The following is a 14,728-nucleotide window of genomic DNA, read 5'->3' as shown; positions in this document are numbered from 1 at the left end:
CTACCAGCCCGCCGCGTCGCCGGTCAGCTCGCGGATCGCGGGCCGCGCCGCGTCCAGCACGGTCATGAACCAGGCCGAGAACGGCACCTCGGCGTGCCGCTTCGCCAGTTCCTCCGCGGTGACGAAGGCGGTGTCCTCGACCTCCTCCGGATCCGGCCGCACGACGGTCTGCGCGAGTCCCACGAACAGGTGATTGAACTCCTGCTCCACCAGACCCGACGCGGGGTCCGGGTGGTTGTAGCGCACCGTCCCCGCCTGAGCGAGCAGCGAGGGCGACAGCCCCAGCTCCTCATGGGTCCGCCGGGCCGCGGCCGCGAACGGCGACTCCCCGGGGTACGGGTGACCGCAACAGGTGTTCGACCAGACGCCGGGGGAGTGGTACTTCCCGAGGGCCCGCTGCTGGAGCAGCAGACGGCCCTGCTCGTCGAAGAGGAACACGGAGAACGCCCGGTGCAACTGACCGGGCGCCTGATGGGCGGAGAGCTTCTCCGCCGTGCCGATGGTGTTGCCGGCCTCGTCGACCAGTTCGAGCATGATCGGTTCTTGAGTACCGGTGCCGTTGGACGCGCTGTTCGCGGCGGTGGCTGGTGTGGTCGGCATACCCATCCTTCGCTTCGGACTTCGGCCTTCAGTCTGCCGTACAAAAGCGGCTTGTCCCCACTTCGGAGATCCACGCATGTCCGCCCCCCGTCGCGTGCTAGGCGACGAGGGGCGGATCAGCGGATCACCTCACGTGTCACTCATATGACCACGTGCGCGCGTCAGACTCCGAACGGGGCCGGATAGCTGATCGTTCCCACCGGCACCGGGCGGGAATCATCCAGCACCAGCGCCATCATGGCCTCGTCGGGGACCTCGAAGGGTGCCCGGATCCCGAAGTGCGACGCCGGCAGGAATCCGAAGCGCGGGTAGTACTCGGGGTGTCCCAGGACCAGGACCAGGGACTCCCCGCGCTCCCGGGCCGCCGCCAGCAGGGCCCGTACGACCGAGCTGCCCGCGCCCGAGCGCTGCAGCGCGGGATCGGCCGCCACCGGGGCGAGCGCGAGCGCCGGGGCGCCGCCGACCTCGCACCGGGTCAGCAGGGCGTGCGCCGCCACCGAACCGTCCGGGGCCTCGGCCACGTAGGACAGCCCGGGCAGCCAGGAGTCGTCGGCGCGCAGCGCGTCCACGAGGTCGGCCTCCAGCGGAGTTCCGAACGCCGCCAGATTCACCTCCCGTACGGCCGCCACGTCGGCCGGGGTCTCCGGCCGGGCGGGCCAGGCGTCGCCGTCCCCGGCGCTCACCGGGCGCAGCACGTAGCCCGTGTACCCGTACTCGTGCCCGTGGCGGGCCCGTACGTCGAGCTCCTCGCGCGTCGCGGCCAGGGCCCGCGCCATCGCCGGACCACCGGTGCCGGACCGGGCTCGGACCCGCTCGGCGAGCGGCCCGTAGTACTCGGCCCAGTCGGAGTCGGGCAGCTCGTGCACGCCGAGCACCTGGTACCCGGCCGCCTGGGCGGCCGCGAGGTTGCCGGCCGTGGTGCGCAGCGCGTAGTGCGGGTCCCAGAAGGCGCGGGCCCCCGCGGACGGCCGTGCGACCGACCACTGGCACTCGGTCAGGACGAGGGTGCCGCCCGGGGCGAGCAGGCGCTTCCACCGCGCGAGCGCGACGTCGAAACCGAGGAGGTAGGCGGAGCCCTCCGCCCAGACGAGGTCGAAGGAGCCGTCCTCGAAGCCCTCGCCTCGGAGTGCGCCCATGTCCGCCTCCACGACACGGACGCGGTCGGCGAGAGAGCGGGCCGCGGCGGCCGTACGCAGTTCGTCGAGGAAGGGGACGTGCAGGTCGACGGCGGTCACCTCGGCGCCGTCCGTCCCGGCCGCGCCCGCCTCGGCGGCGAGCAGCAGTGCGCTGCGGCCCGGGCCGCAGCCGAGGTCCAGGACGCGCGGCCGCTCGGGCAGCGGTCCGCACAGGGAGAGCAGCCGGCGGGTGCTCGCGTCGGAGCCCGGGGCCTGCCGGGGCAGGCCGTGGTGCAGGGCGAAGAAGGCGTGCGTGAAGTCGTCGGCGCCGTCGAGGTCGACGGTGTCGTCGAAGGAACGGCTGTCGGTGGAATTGCTGTCGGTCAACGTGAACCCTTGGAACGGGGGCTCCGGCCGACGAGGCCCAGCGCTCTGGTCAGGCCCGGCCGGATGCCCGGAAGGTGGGGGAGATGCACCGGAGTTCGCAGCGCTCGGCCGCGACCACTACGACGGTCATCGACCCACCTCTTTCCACTCGACACGTTCAAGGGCGTGTCCACCGTAACACCAGGGCCGTTTGTGGTACCGCGCCGTGATCGTCAATGATGATCGGAACCCGGCCCGAGGCCCGAATATTCGGCTTATCAGGGCGTAAACGGGTGGTGAACCCCTGCTTCCATTCATCCGATAGCCTCTGCCGACGTGCCGCCGCCCCATAAAGGCGCGCGTTCGGAATCCGTTACAAGGAGTGAGTTCGTCTGCCGACCGTCATCCTCACCGGCCTGCCGGTCCCCGGATCACCGCTCGCGGACGAGCTGCGCTCCCTCGGCTTCGACGTCCGTCCGGCCGCCGGTCCCCAGGACGCCGCCGCCGCACTGGCGGGCGTACCCGCCGACCAGCGGGTGGCCGTCGTGGACAGCGCCTTCGTCGGGCACCTGCACGCGCTGCGCCTCGCGCTGACCGACCCGCGCTTCGACGCCTGCGCCGTCACCGGCGCCCTCGCCGTCCAGGCCGGGGCCCGCGGCGCCCTCGACAAGGCCGCCGCCGAGGCCGCCGGCGCGGGCACCGACGGGGCCGGCCCGTACGCGGACCGGCTCGCCACCGCCGTCGAGGCCGCCGGGACCACCGTCCAGCGCCCCGAACTGGGCACGCTCGTCGCCACCGTCCCCACCGCTCGGGCGGAGCGGGACGCGGCGACCGCCGCCGTCGCCGCCGTCGACGACGAGGCCGTACGCCTGCGCACCGCCGTGAAGTCCCGCGACGGCTTCTTCACCACCTTCTTCATCAGCCCGTACTCGCGCTACATCGCCCGCTGGTGCGCGCGCCGCGGCCTGACCCCGAACCAGGTCACCACCGCCTCGCTGATCACCGCGCTGATCGCGGCCGGCTGCGCGGCCACCGGCGAGCGCTGGGGCTATGTGGCGGCCGGCGTGCTGCTCCTCGTCTCCTTCGTGCTGGACTGCACCGACGGGCAGCTCGCCCGCTACTCGCTCCAGTACTCGACGATGGGCGCCTGGCTCGACGCCACCTTCGACCGCGCCAAGGAGTACGCCTTCTACGCGGGCCTCGCCCTCGGCGCGGCCCGGAACGGCGACGACGTCTGGGCCCTGGCCGTCGGCTCCATGATCCTGATGACCTGCCGGCACGTGGTGGACTTCTCCTTCAACGAGGCCAACCACGACGCCACCGCCAACACGAGCCCCACGGCCGCCCTGTCCGGCCGGCTCGACAGCGTCGGCTGGACCGTGTGGGTCCGCCGGATGATCATCCTCCCGATCGGTGAGCGCTGGGCGATGATCGCGGTCCTGACCGCCTTCACCACGCCCCGGATCGTCTTCTACGCCCTGCTGATCGGCTGCGCCTTCGGCGCGCTCTACACCACCGCCGGCCGGGTCCTGCGCTCCCTGACCCGCAAGGCCACCCGCACCGACCGGGCGGCCCAGGCGCTGGCCGATCTGGCCGACTCGGGCCCGCTCGCCGAGCTCGAGGCCCGCCTGCTGCGCGGTCGCGCCGGATCCTTCGGCTCCGTGTACGTGGCGGCCCTCGGCACGCTGGTGATGATCGCGGGCGCGGTGTTCCTGCCGTTCGGCGACCCCAGGCTGATCGCCGTCGCGGTGATCTATGTCATGGCGGCCGGGCTCGCCGTCGCCGCGCCCCTCAAGGGCGCCCTCGACTGGCTGATCCCGCCGCTGTTCCGGGCCGCCGAATACGTGACCGTCCTCGCGCTCGCCGTCAAGGCGGACGTCCCTGGGGCCCTTCCGGCGGCATTCGGCCTGATCGCGGCGGTCGCCTACCATCACTACGACACGGTGTACCGCATCCGCGGCGGCACCGGCGCGCCCCCGCACTGGCTGGTGCGGACGATCGGCGGCCACGAAGGCCGGGTCCTGCTGATCACGGCCTTGGCGGCCGTCCTCGTATCGCGCGAAGCGGACTTCCCCGTCGCGCTCACGGTCATGGCCGTGTTCGTGGCACTCGTGGTGCTCGTGGAGAGCATCCGATTCTGGGTCTCCTCCGGAGCACCCGCCGTACATGACGAAGGAGAACCAGCATGATCGGCCTTGTACTCGCTGCCGGTGCCGGACGCCGTCTGCGTCCCTACACCGACACCCTGCCCAAGGCGCTCGTGCCGGTCGGCCCCGAGGGTGACGAGGAGAGCCTGACGGTCCTCGACCTGACGCTGGGCAACTTCGCCGAGGTCGGCCTCACCGAGGTCGCCGTCGTCGTCGGCTACCGCAAGGAAGCCGTGTACGCCCGCCGCGAGGCCCTGGAGGCCAAGTACGGCGTCAAGATCACGCTGATCGACAACGACAAGGCCGAGGAGTGGAACAACGCCTACTCCCTGTGGTGCGCCCGTGACGTCCTCAAGCAGGGCGTGATCCTCGCCAACGGCGACACCGTCCACCCGGTTTCGGTCGAGCGCACCCTGCTCGCCGCCCGCGGCAACGGTCAGAAGATCATCCTCGCCCTCGACACGGTCAAGAACCTGGCCGACGAGGAGATGAAGGTCGTCACCGCCGACGGGAAGGGCGTCCAGAAGATCACCAAGCTGATGGACCCCGCCGACGCCACCGGCGAGTACATCGGTGTCACCCTCATCGAGCCCGAGGCCGCCGAGCAGCTGGCCGAGGCCCTGAAGACCACCTTCGAGCGCGACCCCGACCTCTACTACGAGGACGGCTACCAGCAGCTCGTCAACGACGGCTTCACCATCGACGTGGCCCCCATCGGCGACGTGAAGTGGGTCGAGATCGACAACCACGACGACCTCGCCAAGGGCCGGACGATCGCATGCCAGTACTGACGAGGCTCATCCCCTCGCCCGTCGTCGTCGACGTCAGTCGCGGGGCGATGGACGACCTGGCCGGCCTCCTGGCCGACCAGCGGATCTCAGCCTCCGGCAAGCTGGCCATCGCGATCAGCGGCGGCTCCGGCGTGGCGCTGCGCGCCAAGCTGGAGCCCGTGCTGCCGCACGCCGACTGGTACGCGGTCGTCGACGGCACCATCGACTCCGCGGTCAAGCTGGCCGACGACATAAAGGGCCGCCGCTACGACGCCGTCGTGGGCCTGGGCGGCGGCAAGATCATCGACGTGGCCAAGTACGCCGCGGCGCGGGTCGGGCTGCCCATGGTGGCCGTCGCCACCAACCTCTCGCACGACGGCATCTGCTCGCCGGTGTCCATCCTGGACAACGACAACGGCCGCGGTTCCTACGGTGTGCCGACGCCGATCGCCATGGTGATCGACCTCGACGTGATCAAGGAAGCCCCGGTCCGGTTCATCCGCGCCGGCATCGGTGACGCGATCTCCAACATCTCGGCGATCGCCGACTGGGAGCTCTCGCACAAGATCACCGGCGAGCCCGTCGACGGCCTGGCCGCCGCCATGGCCCGTACCGCCGGCGAGTCCGTGCTGCGCCACCCCGGTGGCTGCGGCGACGACGAGTTCCTCACCGTGCTCTCCGAGGCACTGGTGCTCTCCGGCATTGCCATGTCGATCAGCGGGGACTCCCGCCCGTCGTCCGGCGCCTGCCACGAGATCAGCCACGCCTTCGACCTGCTGCACCCGGGCCGCTCCGCGCTCCACGGCGAGCAGGTCGGCATCGGCGCCGCCTTCGCGATGCACCTGCGCGGGGCCGCCGAGCAGTCGGGCCTCTTCGTCGAGGTGCTGCGCCGGCACGGTCTGCCGGTCGGGCCCGAGGAGATCGGCTTCAGCGTCGACGAGTTCGTCGCGGCCGTCGAGTACGCCCCCCAGACCCGCCCGGGACGCTTCACGATCCTGGAGCACCTCAACCTGTCCGCCGCCGAGATCAGGGACGCTTACGCCGACTATGTCAAGACCATCCGTAGCTGAACTGCGGCCCGTCGTCCACCCCGCGGGTGTGAAGGACCGGGTCAGCGGCGAGCACTGGGGCGGGCGCCTCTACATGCGCGAGATCTCCCTGCGCATCACCCGCTACCTGGTCACCACCAAGGTCACGCCCAACCAGCTGACCTACCTGATGACCCTCGCCGGCGTCCTGGCCCTCCCGGCCCTGCTCGTGCCGGGCATCCTGGGCGCCGTCCTCGGCGTGGTCGCGGTCCAGATGTACCTGCTGCTCGACTGCGTCGACGGTGAGGTCGCCCGCTGGAAGAAGCAGTTCTCGCTGTCCGGGGTCTATCTGGACCGGGTCGGCGCCTACCTGTGCGACGCCGCGGTCCTGGTCGGCTTCGGCCTGCGCGCCGCCGACCTGTGGGGTCCCGGCGGCGCCGACTGGCTGTGGGCCTTCCTGGGCACCCTGGCCGCACTCGGCGCCATCCTGATCAAGGCCGAGACCGACCTGGTCGGTGTCGCCCGCCACCAGGCCGGCAAGCCCGTGGTCAAGGACGCGGCCGCCGAGCCGCGCGCGAAGGGCATGGCGTTCGCCCGCCGGGCCGCCGCCGCGCTCAAGTTCCACCGCCTGATCCTGGGCATCGAGGCCTCGCTGCTCATCCTGGTGCTGGCCGTCGTGGACCAGGTGCAGGGTGACCTGTACTGGTCCCGCGTCGGGGTCGCCGTACTGGCCGGCATCGCGATGCTCCAGACCGTGCTGCACCTGGTGTCCATCCTCGCCTCCAGCAGGCTCAAGTGAGTGCCCCGCTGCGGCTGGGCGCCGTGATCATCACCATGGGCAACCGACCCGACGAGCTCAAGGCGCTCCTCGACTCGGTGGCCCGCCAGGACGGAGCCCCGGTCGACGTGGTCGTCGTGGGCCAAGGCGTGCAGGTCACCGGCCTGCCCGAGGGCGTCCGCAGCATCGACCTCCCCGAGAACCTCGGCATCCCGGGCGGGCGCAACGTCGGCATCGAGGCCTTCGGCCCCGGTGGCGGCGACGTGGACGTGCTGCTCTTCCTGGACGACGACGGCCTGCTGGAGCGCACCGACACCGCCGAGCTGTGCCGGCAGGCCTTCGCCGAGGACCCCGAGCTGGGGATCATCAGCTTCCGGATCGCCGATCCCGAGACCGGCGTCACCCAGCGCCGGCACGTGCCGCGGCTGCGCGCCTCCGACCCGATGCGCTCCTCCCGCGTGACCACCTTCCTGGGCGGCGCCAACGCCGTTCGCACGACGGTGTTCGAGCAGGTCGGAGCACTGCCGGGGGAGTTCTTCTACGCGCACGAGGAGACCGATCTCGCCTGGCGGGCCCTCGACGCAGGGTGGTTGATCGACTACCGCTCGGACATGGTGCTGCTGCACCCGACAACTGCCCCCTCCCGGCACGCGGTCTATCACCGTATGGTTGCTCGTAACCGGGTGTGGCTCGCCCGCCGCAACCTGCCCGCCCCGCTGGTCCCGGTCTACCTGGGCGTCTGGCTCCTGCTGACGCTCGTACGCAGGCCGTCGGCACCCGCGCTGAAGGCCTGGTTCGGCGGTTTCCGGGAGGGTTGGACCACTCCCTGCGGACCCCGACGCCCGATGAGATGGCGAACGGTCTGGCGGTTGACCCGGCTGGGCCGACCTCCTGTCATCTGACCAGCCCGCGTCTGGGAACATGACGCGATCACGGGCCTCGAGCCACCAGCCTGATGCCCACCTGGCCGCATCTTGAAGACGAAAGTTTCAACTTGTGAGTGACACAACCCACGACGGTGCCCTTGCCACGAGCAGGCCGCTGTCCGACGACGCGGGGCTGAGCCCCGCGGAGCTCGCCAGGAAGTACGGCCTCTCGGTCAGTGGCGCCCGGCCTGGGCTGGGCGAGTACGTACGGCAGCTCTGGGGCCGGCGCCACTTCATCATGGCCTTCTCCAGGGCCAAGCTGGTCTCGCAGTACAGCCAGGCGAAGCTCGGCCAGGTCTGGCAGGTCGCGACCCCGCTGCTGAACGCGGCCGTCTACTGGCTGATCTTCGGCCTGATCCTCGGCGCGGGGCGGGAGATGCCCAAGGGCGTCTACGTCCCGTTCCTGATGATGGGCATCTTCGTCTTCACCTTCACCCAGAGCTCGGTGATGGCGGGTGTCCGGGCGATCTCGGGCAACCTCGGCCTGGTGCGCGCGCTGCACTTCCCGCGCGCCTCGCTGCCGGTGTCCTTCTCGCTCCAGCAGCTCCAGCAGCTGCTGTACTCGATGATCGTCGTCTTCGTGATCGCCATCGCCTTCGGCAACTACCCGCGGCTCTCGTGGCTGCTGGTCGTCCCGACCCTGGCGCTCCAGTTCGTCTTCAACACCGGCCTCGCCATGGTCTTCGCGCGGATGGGCTCCAAGACCCCCGACCTGGCGCAGCTGATGCCGTTCGTGATGCGTACCTGGATGTACGCCTCCGGCGTCATGTTCCCGATCGGGATCTACCTGGAGGACCAGCCCCAGTGGATCAGCGACCTGCTGCTGTGGAACCCGGTCGCGATCTACATGGACCTCATCCGGTTCGCGCTGATCGACGACTACGGCAGCAGCAACCTGCCCCCGCACGTGTGGGCCTTCGCGGTGGGCTGGGCCGTGGTGATCGGCATCGGCGGGTTCGTGTACTTCTGGAAGTCTGAGGAGCGTTACGGCCGTGGCTGACAACACCCAGGGGCGCGTCCCCACCGTGATCGCGGACGGCGTCCACATCGTCTACCGGGTCAACACCGGCAGCGCCGGCAAGGGCGCGGCCACCGCCGCACTCAGCAAGATCGTGCGCCGGAAGAAGGGCGACGCCCCGGGCGTCCGGCGGGTCCACGCCGTGCGCGGGGTCTCCTTCACCGCCTACCGCGGCGAGGCCATCGGCCTCATCGGTTCCAACGGCTCCGGCAAGTCCACCCTGCTGCGCGCCATCGCGGGCCTGCTGCCCTGCGAGGAGGGCAAGGTCTACACCGACGGCCAGCCCTCGCTGCTGGGTGTCAACGCGGCCCTGATGAACGACCTCACCGGCGAGCGGAACGTCGTCCTCGGCGGTCTCGCGATGGGTATGACCCGCGAGCAGATCAAGCAGCGTTACCAGAGCATCGTCGACTTCTCGGGCATCAACGAGAAGGGCGACTTCATCTCGCTGCCGATGCGTACCTATTCCTCCGGCATGGCGGCGCGCCTGCGCTTCTCCATCGCGGCGGCCAAGGACCACGACGTTCTGATGATCGACGAGGCCCTCGCCACCGGTGACCGCAGCTTCCAGGTGCGTTCCGAGGACCGTATCCGTGAACTCCGACAGAAGGCCGGCACGGTCTTCCTGGTGAGCCACAACAACAAGTCCATCCGTGACACCTGCGACCGGGTGCTGTGGTTGGAGAAGGGTGAGCTCCTGATGGACGGGCCCACCGAGGAAGTCGTCTCGGCATACGAGAAGGCCACCAACGGCTGACCTCCGGGTCGCGCGGCGCCCACTTACGGCGCTTTTCCGCTTCACCCGAAGGCCCCCGCCGCTCAGCGCGGCGGGGGCCTCAATCGTGTTCTCGCATTTCGCGGCGACATTCGGTGGCGGAGCGAATACCCCGGAGGGCTCCGCGAGGTTCTACAGCGTAAGCTGAGGCGGTCCTCAATCGCGGCAAGAGGGGACGATTCCCCGCAGGTGAAGGGCCTTGGGGCAGCCCGGGGAATCCCGCGGCGGCGTGTCCGAAATAGGATGTAATGGGTCGGCAGTGTAGAACGGGAGATGTGACGGCAATGGCTACGGGAATTCTCCGGCCCCCAGGCACGACGGCCGTCCCCGCCCCGGGCGGCGGGCGGTGACCCCGGGGCACGGCATCCGACCCCTGGCCGACACCGTCCACGTGAGCGCCACCCTCGACAAGGCCGCGGCGGAGAACTTCCCCGTCGCCCCCGCCTTCCTGCCCCGCGCCTGGCGCGACGGGCTGACAGCCGTCTACGGGTACGCCCGCCTCGTCGACGACATCGGCGACGGCGACCTCGCCCCCGGCGGACACGACGCCGTACTCCTCGGTCTCGACCCCGCCGCGGTCGACGACCGGCTCGCCATGCTCGACGCGTTCGAGGCGGACCTGCGTCGGGTGTTCGGCGGCACGGACGGCCCGCCGCGGCACCCGTTGCTGCAGGCCCTCCAGCCCGTCGTCCGCACCCACGGCCTGACCCCCGAGCCGTTCCTCGCCCTGATCGAGGCCAACCGCCAGGACCAGCGGGTCGCTCGCTACGAGACCTACGCCGACCTGGTCGGCTACTGCGAGCTGTCCGCGAACCCGGTCGGCCGCCTCGTGCTCTCCCTCACCGGCACCAGCACCCCCGAGCGCATCCGCCGCTCCGACGCCGTCTGCACCGCCCTGCAGATCGTCGAGCACGTCCAGGACGTCGCCGAGGACCTCGGCCGCGACCGGATCTACCTGCCCGCCGAGGACCTGCGCCGCTTCCACGTGACCGAGGCCCAACTCGCGGCCCCGTCCGCCGGCGCGTCCGTACGCTCCCTGATCGCGTTCGAGACCGAGCGCGCACGCGAGCTGCTGAACGAAGGCACCCCGCTCGTGGGCAGCGTGCACGGCCGACTCCGGCTGCTGCTCGCGGGTTTCGTGGGAGGGGGGCGGGCGGCGCTACGAGCCGTCACCGCCGCCGGCTTCGACGTACTCCCCGGCCCGCCCAAGCCCACCAAGAGCGGCCTGCTCCGCGAGGTGGCCGCCGTCCTGCGCACAGCGCCGAGAAAGGGGTGAGCCCGACCGTGGAGGGCCTCACACACGCGTCCGCACCGGTCCAGGCCGCCTACAGCTACTGCGAGGCCGTCACCGGTGCACAGGCACGCAACTTCGCCTACGGCATCCGCCTGTTGCCGACCGACAAGCGGCAGGCGATGTCCGCGCTGTACGCCTTCTCGCGGCGGGTCGACGACATCGGCGACGGCACGTTGGCGCCCGAGGCCAAGTTCGCCCGGCTGGAGGAGACCCGCGCCCTGCTCGGCCGGATCCGCGCCGAGGAGATCGACGAGGACGACACCGACCCGGTCGCCGTCGCCCTCACGCACGCCGCGCGCCGCTTCCCCATCCCGCTCGGCGGCCTCGACGAACTCATCGACGGCGTCCTGATGGACGTCCGCGGCGAGACGTACGAGACCTGGGACGACCTCAAGACCTACTGCCGCTGCGTGGCCGGGGCCATCGGGCGGCTCTCGCTCGGCGTGTTCGGCACGGTGAACGGCTCGGGCCTGGCGGCGGCCGACGCCGAACGCGCCGGGGAGTACGCCGACACCCTCGGCCTCGCCCTGCAACTCACCAACATCCTCAGGGACGTTCGCGAGGACGCCGGCAACGGGCGCACCTACCTGCCGGCCGAGGACCTCGCCAAGTTCGGCTGCTCGGACGGCTTCGGGAGCGAGCGAATGCCCGCCGGCGCCGACTTCGCCGGACTCGTGCACCACGAAGTCCGGCGCGCCCGCGCCCTGTTCGCCGAGGGCTACCGGCTGCTGCCGATGCTCGACCGGCGCAGCGGTGCCTGCGTGGCCGCCATGGCCGGTATCTACCGACGGCTGCTGGACCGCATCGAACGGGAGCCGGAGGCCGTGCTGCGGGGCCGCGTGTCACTGCCGCCGCACGAGAAGGCGTACGTCGCCGTGCGCGGCCTGTCCGGCCTCGACGCGCGGACCGTCTCCCGGCAGAACACCCGGAGGCGGGGCTGATGAGCACGATCACCCGGCTCCCGGAGGCGGCGGCCGGCCCGGCCGCCGTCGCCGCGGCGCAGCGGGCCGGGCGGGGCGGGCGCACGGGCGCGCGCCCGGCGTGTACGGCGGCCACCCCGGCGCGCACGCGTCGGCCCGCGACCGCCCGCCCCGGCCGGCACGGAACACGGGCAACCACCGCGGCGGGACGCGCGTCTCTTCCGACGGAATCCGGCCGTACCGGGCGGGCCGCCGCACACGGGACGGCCTCGCCCGCCGGGAACCGGGCGGCCGGCCCGGAGGGCCACCGCACCACGGGGGAGGGCGCATGACCGGCTTCGAAGAGCACGCCGTCGTCGTGGGTGGCGGCCTCGCCGGGGTCACCACCGCCCTCGAACTCGCCGACGCCGGGCTCCGCGTGACCCTGCTGGAGGGCCGCCCCCGGCTCGGCGGACTGGCGTTCTCCTTCAAACGCGGCGACCTCGAGGTCGACAACGGCCAGCACGTCTACCTGCGGTGCTGCACCGCCTACCGGTGGTTCCTCGACCGGGTCGACGGAGCCGCCCTCGCGCCCCTGCAGGACCGGCTCGACGTACCCGTCCTGGACGTCGCCCGCCCCGGCGGACCGCGGCTCGGCCGGCTGCGCCGCAGCGCCCTGCCCGTGCCCCTGCACCTGGCCGGATCGCTCGCCCGCTACCCGCACCTCTCCCTCGCCGAGCGCCTGAGCGTCGGGCGCGCCGCCCTCGCCCTGCGTCGGCTTGACCCCGCCGACCCGGCGCTGGACGGGCTGGACTTCGCGACCTGGCTCGGCCGCTACGGGCAGTCCGCCCGTACGATCGAGGCGCTGTGGGACCTGGTGGGCGTCGCCACCCTCAACGCCACCGCCGAGCAGTCCTCGCTGGGCCTGGCCGCCATGGTGTTCAAGACCGGCCTGCTCTCCGAGAACGGCGCCGCCGACATCGGCTGGGCGCGCGTACCGCTCGGCGAACTGCACGACACCCTCGCCCGCAAGGCCCTCGACGCGGCCGGCGTACGGACCGAGCTGCGCGCCCGGGTCACGGACATCTCGCGTATGCCCGAGGGGGCCTGGCGGATCGACACCGAGGAGGAGTGCCTGGAGGCCGGCACCGTCGTGCTGGCCGTCCCGCAGCGCGAGGCGCACGGACTGCTGCCCGCCGGCGCCCTCCCCGACCCCGACAAGCTCCTGGACATCGGCACCGCGCCCATCCTCAACGTCCACGTGGTCTACGACCGCAAGGTGCTGAGGCAACCCTTCTTCGCCGCCCTCGGCTCCCCGGTGCAGTGGGTCTTCGACCGCACCGAATCCTCCGGACTCCCGGACGGCGGCCAGTACCTGGCGCTGTCCCAGTCCGTCGCCCAGGACGACATCGACGAGCCCGTCTCGGTCCTGCGCGCCAAGTACCTGCCCGAGTTGGAGCGGCTGCTGCCCGCCGCGCGCGACGCCAAGGTACGGGACTTCTTCGTCACCCGGGAGCGGACGGCCACCTTCGCCCCCACCCCCGGCGTCGGCCGGCTGCGCCCCGGGGCGCGCACCGACACGCCGGGGCTCTACCTCGCCGGTGCGTGGACTGCCACGGGCTGGCCCGCGACCATGGAGAGCGCCGTCCGGAGCGGACTGAGCGCGGCCCACGCCGCACTCGCCGCGCTCGGCCGCCACCGCGAACACCCTCTGCAGGAGGCGGCATGACGAGCACCATCAGCAGCACCGGCACCACCAGCACCACGAGTACAGCACGTACAGGAACAAGAGGAGAGCCAGTGAACCCGGGGAACCCGGCTGTCGAGAACACGGATGCCAGTGTGGGCACAGCCGGAGGGGGCGTGGAGAAGGCGGACACGATCGCGCTCCTGGAACGTGGCCGCACGCTCTCGACCCCCGCGCTCCGCGCCGCCGTCGACCGGCTCGCGGCGCCCATGGACACCGTCGCCGCCTACCACTTCGGCTGGATCGACGCCCAGGGCAACGTGGCGGACGGCGACGGCGGCAAGGCCGTGCGCCCCGCGCTCGCGCTGCTCTCCGCCGAGGCCGCGGGCGCCGCGGCCGAGGTCGGCATCCCGGGCGCCGTCGCGGTCGAGCTGGTGCACAACTTCTCGCTGCTGCACGACGACCTGATGGACGGCGACGAGCAGCGCCGCCACCGCGACACGGTGTGGAAGGTGCACGGACCGGCCCTCGCGATCCTGGTCGGCGACGCCCTGTTCGCCCTCGCCAACGAGGTGCTGCTGGAGCTCGGCACCGTGGAGGCCGGCCGGGCGACCCGCCGGCTCACCACCGCCAGCCGCAAGCTCATCGACGGTCAGGCGCAGGACATCTCCTACGAGCACCGCGAGCGCGTCAGCGTCGAGGAGTGCCTGGAGATGGAGGGCAACAAGACCGGCGCCCTGCTCGCCTGCGCGGTCTCCATCGGCGCCGTGCTCGGCGGCGCGGACGACCGTACCGCCGACAAGCTGGAGGAGTACGGCTACCACCTGGGCCTCGCCTTCCAGGCCGTCGACGACCTGCTCGGCATCTGGGGCGACCCGGAGGCGACCGGCAAGCAGACGTGGAGCGACCTGCGCCAGCGCAAGAAGTCCCTGCCGGTGGTCGCCGCCCTCGCGGCCGGCGGGGAAGCCTCCGAGCAGCTCGCCGAACTGCTCGCCGCCGACGCCAAGAGCAGCGACTTCGAGAACTTCTCGGAGGAGGAGTTCGCGGCCCGCGCGGCCCTCATCGAGGCGGCCGGCGGTCGTGGGTGGACCGCCGACGAGGCACGGCGCCAGCACGCGATCGCCATCCGGGCCCTGGACGACGTCGACATGCCGCAGCGCGTGCGCGACCAGCTCGTGGCCCTCGCGGACTTCGTCGTCGTGCGCAAGAGGTGATCGCCACCCGACAGCGGATATGAATCGCGAGTCGCCGGCCGGCGCCGCCACCTGACGGTGGCGTGCACCGGCCGACGGCAGACCCCAGCACAGCAGAGGACACTGTTCTAA

Annotated in this window: 14 protein-coding genes; 11 read left to right on the top strand and 3 right to left on the bottom strand. The window is 71.8% G+C overall.

Annotated features, from left to right (window positions below; genetic code table 11):
- The 3 genes from idi to BCL76_RS39530 form a co-directional block, all read right to left on the bottom strand.
- Positions 1 to 600: an isopentenyl-diphosphate Delta-isomerase gene (gene idi, locus BCL76_RS01185; protein ID WP_030771441.1), complete on the bottom strand. Its 600-nt coding sequence runs from the start codon at positions 598 to 600 to the stop codon at positions 1 to 3.
- Positions 601 to 761: 161 nt separating this feature from the next.
- Entirely contained in the window at positions 762 to 2,012 is a 1,251-nt protein-coding gene (locus tag BCL76_RS01180) for a bifunctional class I SAM-dependent methyltransferase/N-acetyltransferase (RefSeq protein WP_258309313.1), read from the bottom strand.
- 500 nt (positions 2,013 to 2,512) lie between these two features.
- Positions 2,513 to 2,656 carry a hypothetical protein gene (locus BCL76_RS39530; protein ID WP_258309191.1) on the bottom strand — a complete coding sequence of 48 codons (144 nt, stop codon included), beginning with the start codon at positions 2,654 to 2,656 and terminating at the stop codon, positions 2,513 to 2,515.
- On the opposite strand from BCL76_RS39530, the gene BCL76_RS01175 reads away from it, so the two are divergent.
- From BCL76_RS01175 to BCL76_RS01120, 11 genes are all read left to right on the top strand, one after another.
- Positions 2,627 to 4,270, top strand: a complete 1,644-nt coding sequence (locus tag BCL76_RS01175; protein WP_258309190.1) for a CDP-alcohol phosphatidyltransferase family protein — start codon at positions 2,627 to 2,629, stop codon at positions 4,268 to 4,270. The genes BCL76_RS39530 and BCL76_RS01175 overlap by 30 nt on opposite strands.
- Complete coding sequence (locus BCL76_RS01170) at positions 4,267 to 5,019, top strand: phosphocholine cytidylyltransferase family protein (RefSeq protein WP_030011995.1); 753 nt, start codon at positions 4,267 to 4,269, stop codon at positions 5,017 to 5,019. Before BCL76_RS01175 ends, BCL76_RS01170 begins: the two co-directional genes overlap by 4 nt.
- Positions 5,007 to 6,068: an iron-containing alcohol dehydrogenase family protein gene (locus tag BCL76_RS01165; RefSeq protein WP_109777365.1), complete on the top strand. Its 1,062-nt coding sequence runs from the start codon at positions 5,007 to 5,009 to the stop codon at positions 6,066 to 6,068. Before BCL76_RS01170 ends, BCL76_RS01165 begins: the two co-directional genes overlap by 13 nt.
- Positions 6,046 to 6,825 (top strand): CDP-alcohol phosphatidyltransferase family protein, encoded by a 780-nt coding sequence (locus BCL76_RS01160; protein WP_078851624.1) that lies wholly within the window; start codon positions 6,046 to 6,048, stop codon positions 6,823 to 6,825. Before BCL76_RS01165 ends, BCL76_RS01160 begins: the two co-directional genes overlap by 23 nt.
- A 35-nt stretch (positions 6,826 to 6,860) precedes the next feature.
- Positions 6,861 to 7,706 (top strand): glycosyltransferase family 2 protein, encoded by an 846-nt coding sequence (locus tag BCL76_RS01155; protein ID WP_375137883.1) that lies wholly within the window; start codon positions 6,861 to 6,863, stop codon positions 7,704 to 7,706.
- Between the two features lie 94 nt (positions 7,707 to 7,800).
- Positions 7,801 to 8,730, top strand: a complete 930-nt coding sequence (locus BCL76_RS01150; protein ID WP_109777363.1) for an ABC transporter permease — start codon at positions 7,801 to 7,803, stop codon at positions 8,728 to 8,730.
- Positions 8,723 to 9,505, top strand: coding sequence for an ABC transporter ATP-binding protein (locus BCL76_RS01145; RefSeq protein ID WP_109777362.1), 783 nt, complete (start codon positions 8,723 to 8,725; stop codon positions 9,503 to 9,505). The genes BCL76_RS01150 and BCL76_RS01145 overlap by 8 nt, the downstream gene beginning before the upstream one ends.
- Positions 9,506 to 9,914: 409 nt before the next feature.
- Positions 9,915 to 10,799, top strand: coding sequence for a squalene synthase HpnC (gene hpnC / locus BCL76_RS01140; protein ID WP_258309187.1), 885 nt, complete (start codon positions 9,915 to 9,917; stop codon positions 10,797 to 10,799).
- A complete protein-coding gene (gene hpnD / locus BCL76_RS01135) occupies positions 10,796 to 11,758 on the top strand; it encodes a presqualene diphosphate synthase HpnD (RefSeq protein WP_109777361.1) in 963 nt (320 codons plus the stop codon). Before hpnC ends, hpnD begins: the two co-directional genes overlap by 4 nt.
- Positions 11,759 to 12,065: 307 nt before the next feature.
- Positions 12,066 to 13,445, top strand: a complete 1,380-nt coding sequence (gene hpnE / locus BCL76_RS01125; RefSeq protein WP_109777359.1) for a hydroxysqualene dehydroxylase HpnE — start codon at positions 12,066 to 12,068, stop codon at positions 13,443 to 13,445.
- The gene (locus tag BCL76_RS01120; RefSeq protein WP_181382388.1) at positions 13,442 to 14,617 is read left to right on the top strand and encodes a polyprenyl synthetase family protein; all 1,176 of its coding nucleotides are present in this window, start codon (positions 13,442 to 13,444) and stop codon (positions 14,615 to 14,617) included. Before hpnE ends, BCL76_RS01120 begins: the two co-directional genes overlap by 4 nt.
- Positions 14,618 to 14,728 lie beyond the last annotated feature (111 nt).

Origin of the sequence: Streptomyces sp. CG 926, assembly GCF_003148825.1 — a bacterium.
Classification (GTDB): domain Bacteria; phylum Actinomycetota; class Actinomycetes; order Streptomycetales; family Streptomycetaceae; genus Streptomyces.
This window is presented reverse-complemented; position numbering and strand designations above follow the sequence as displayed.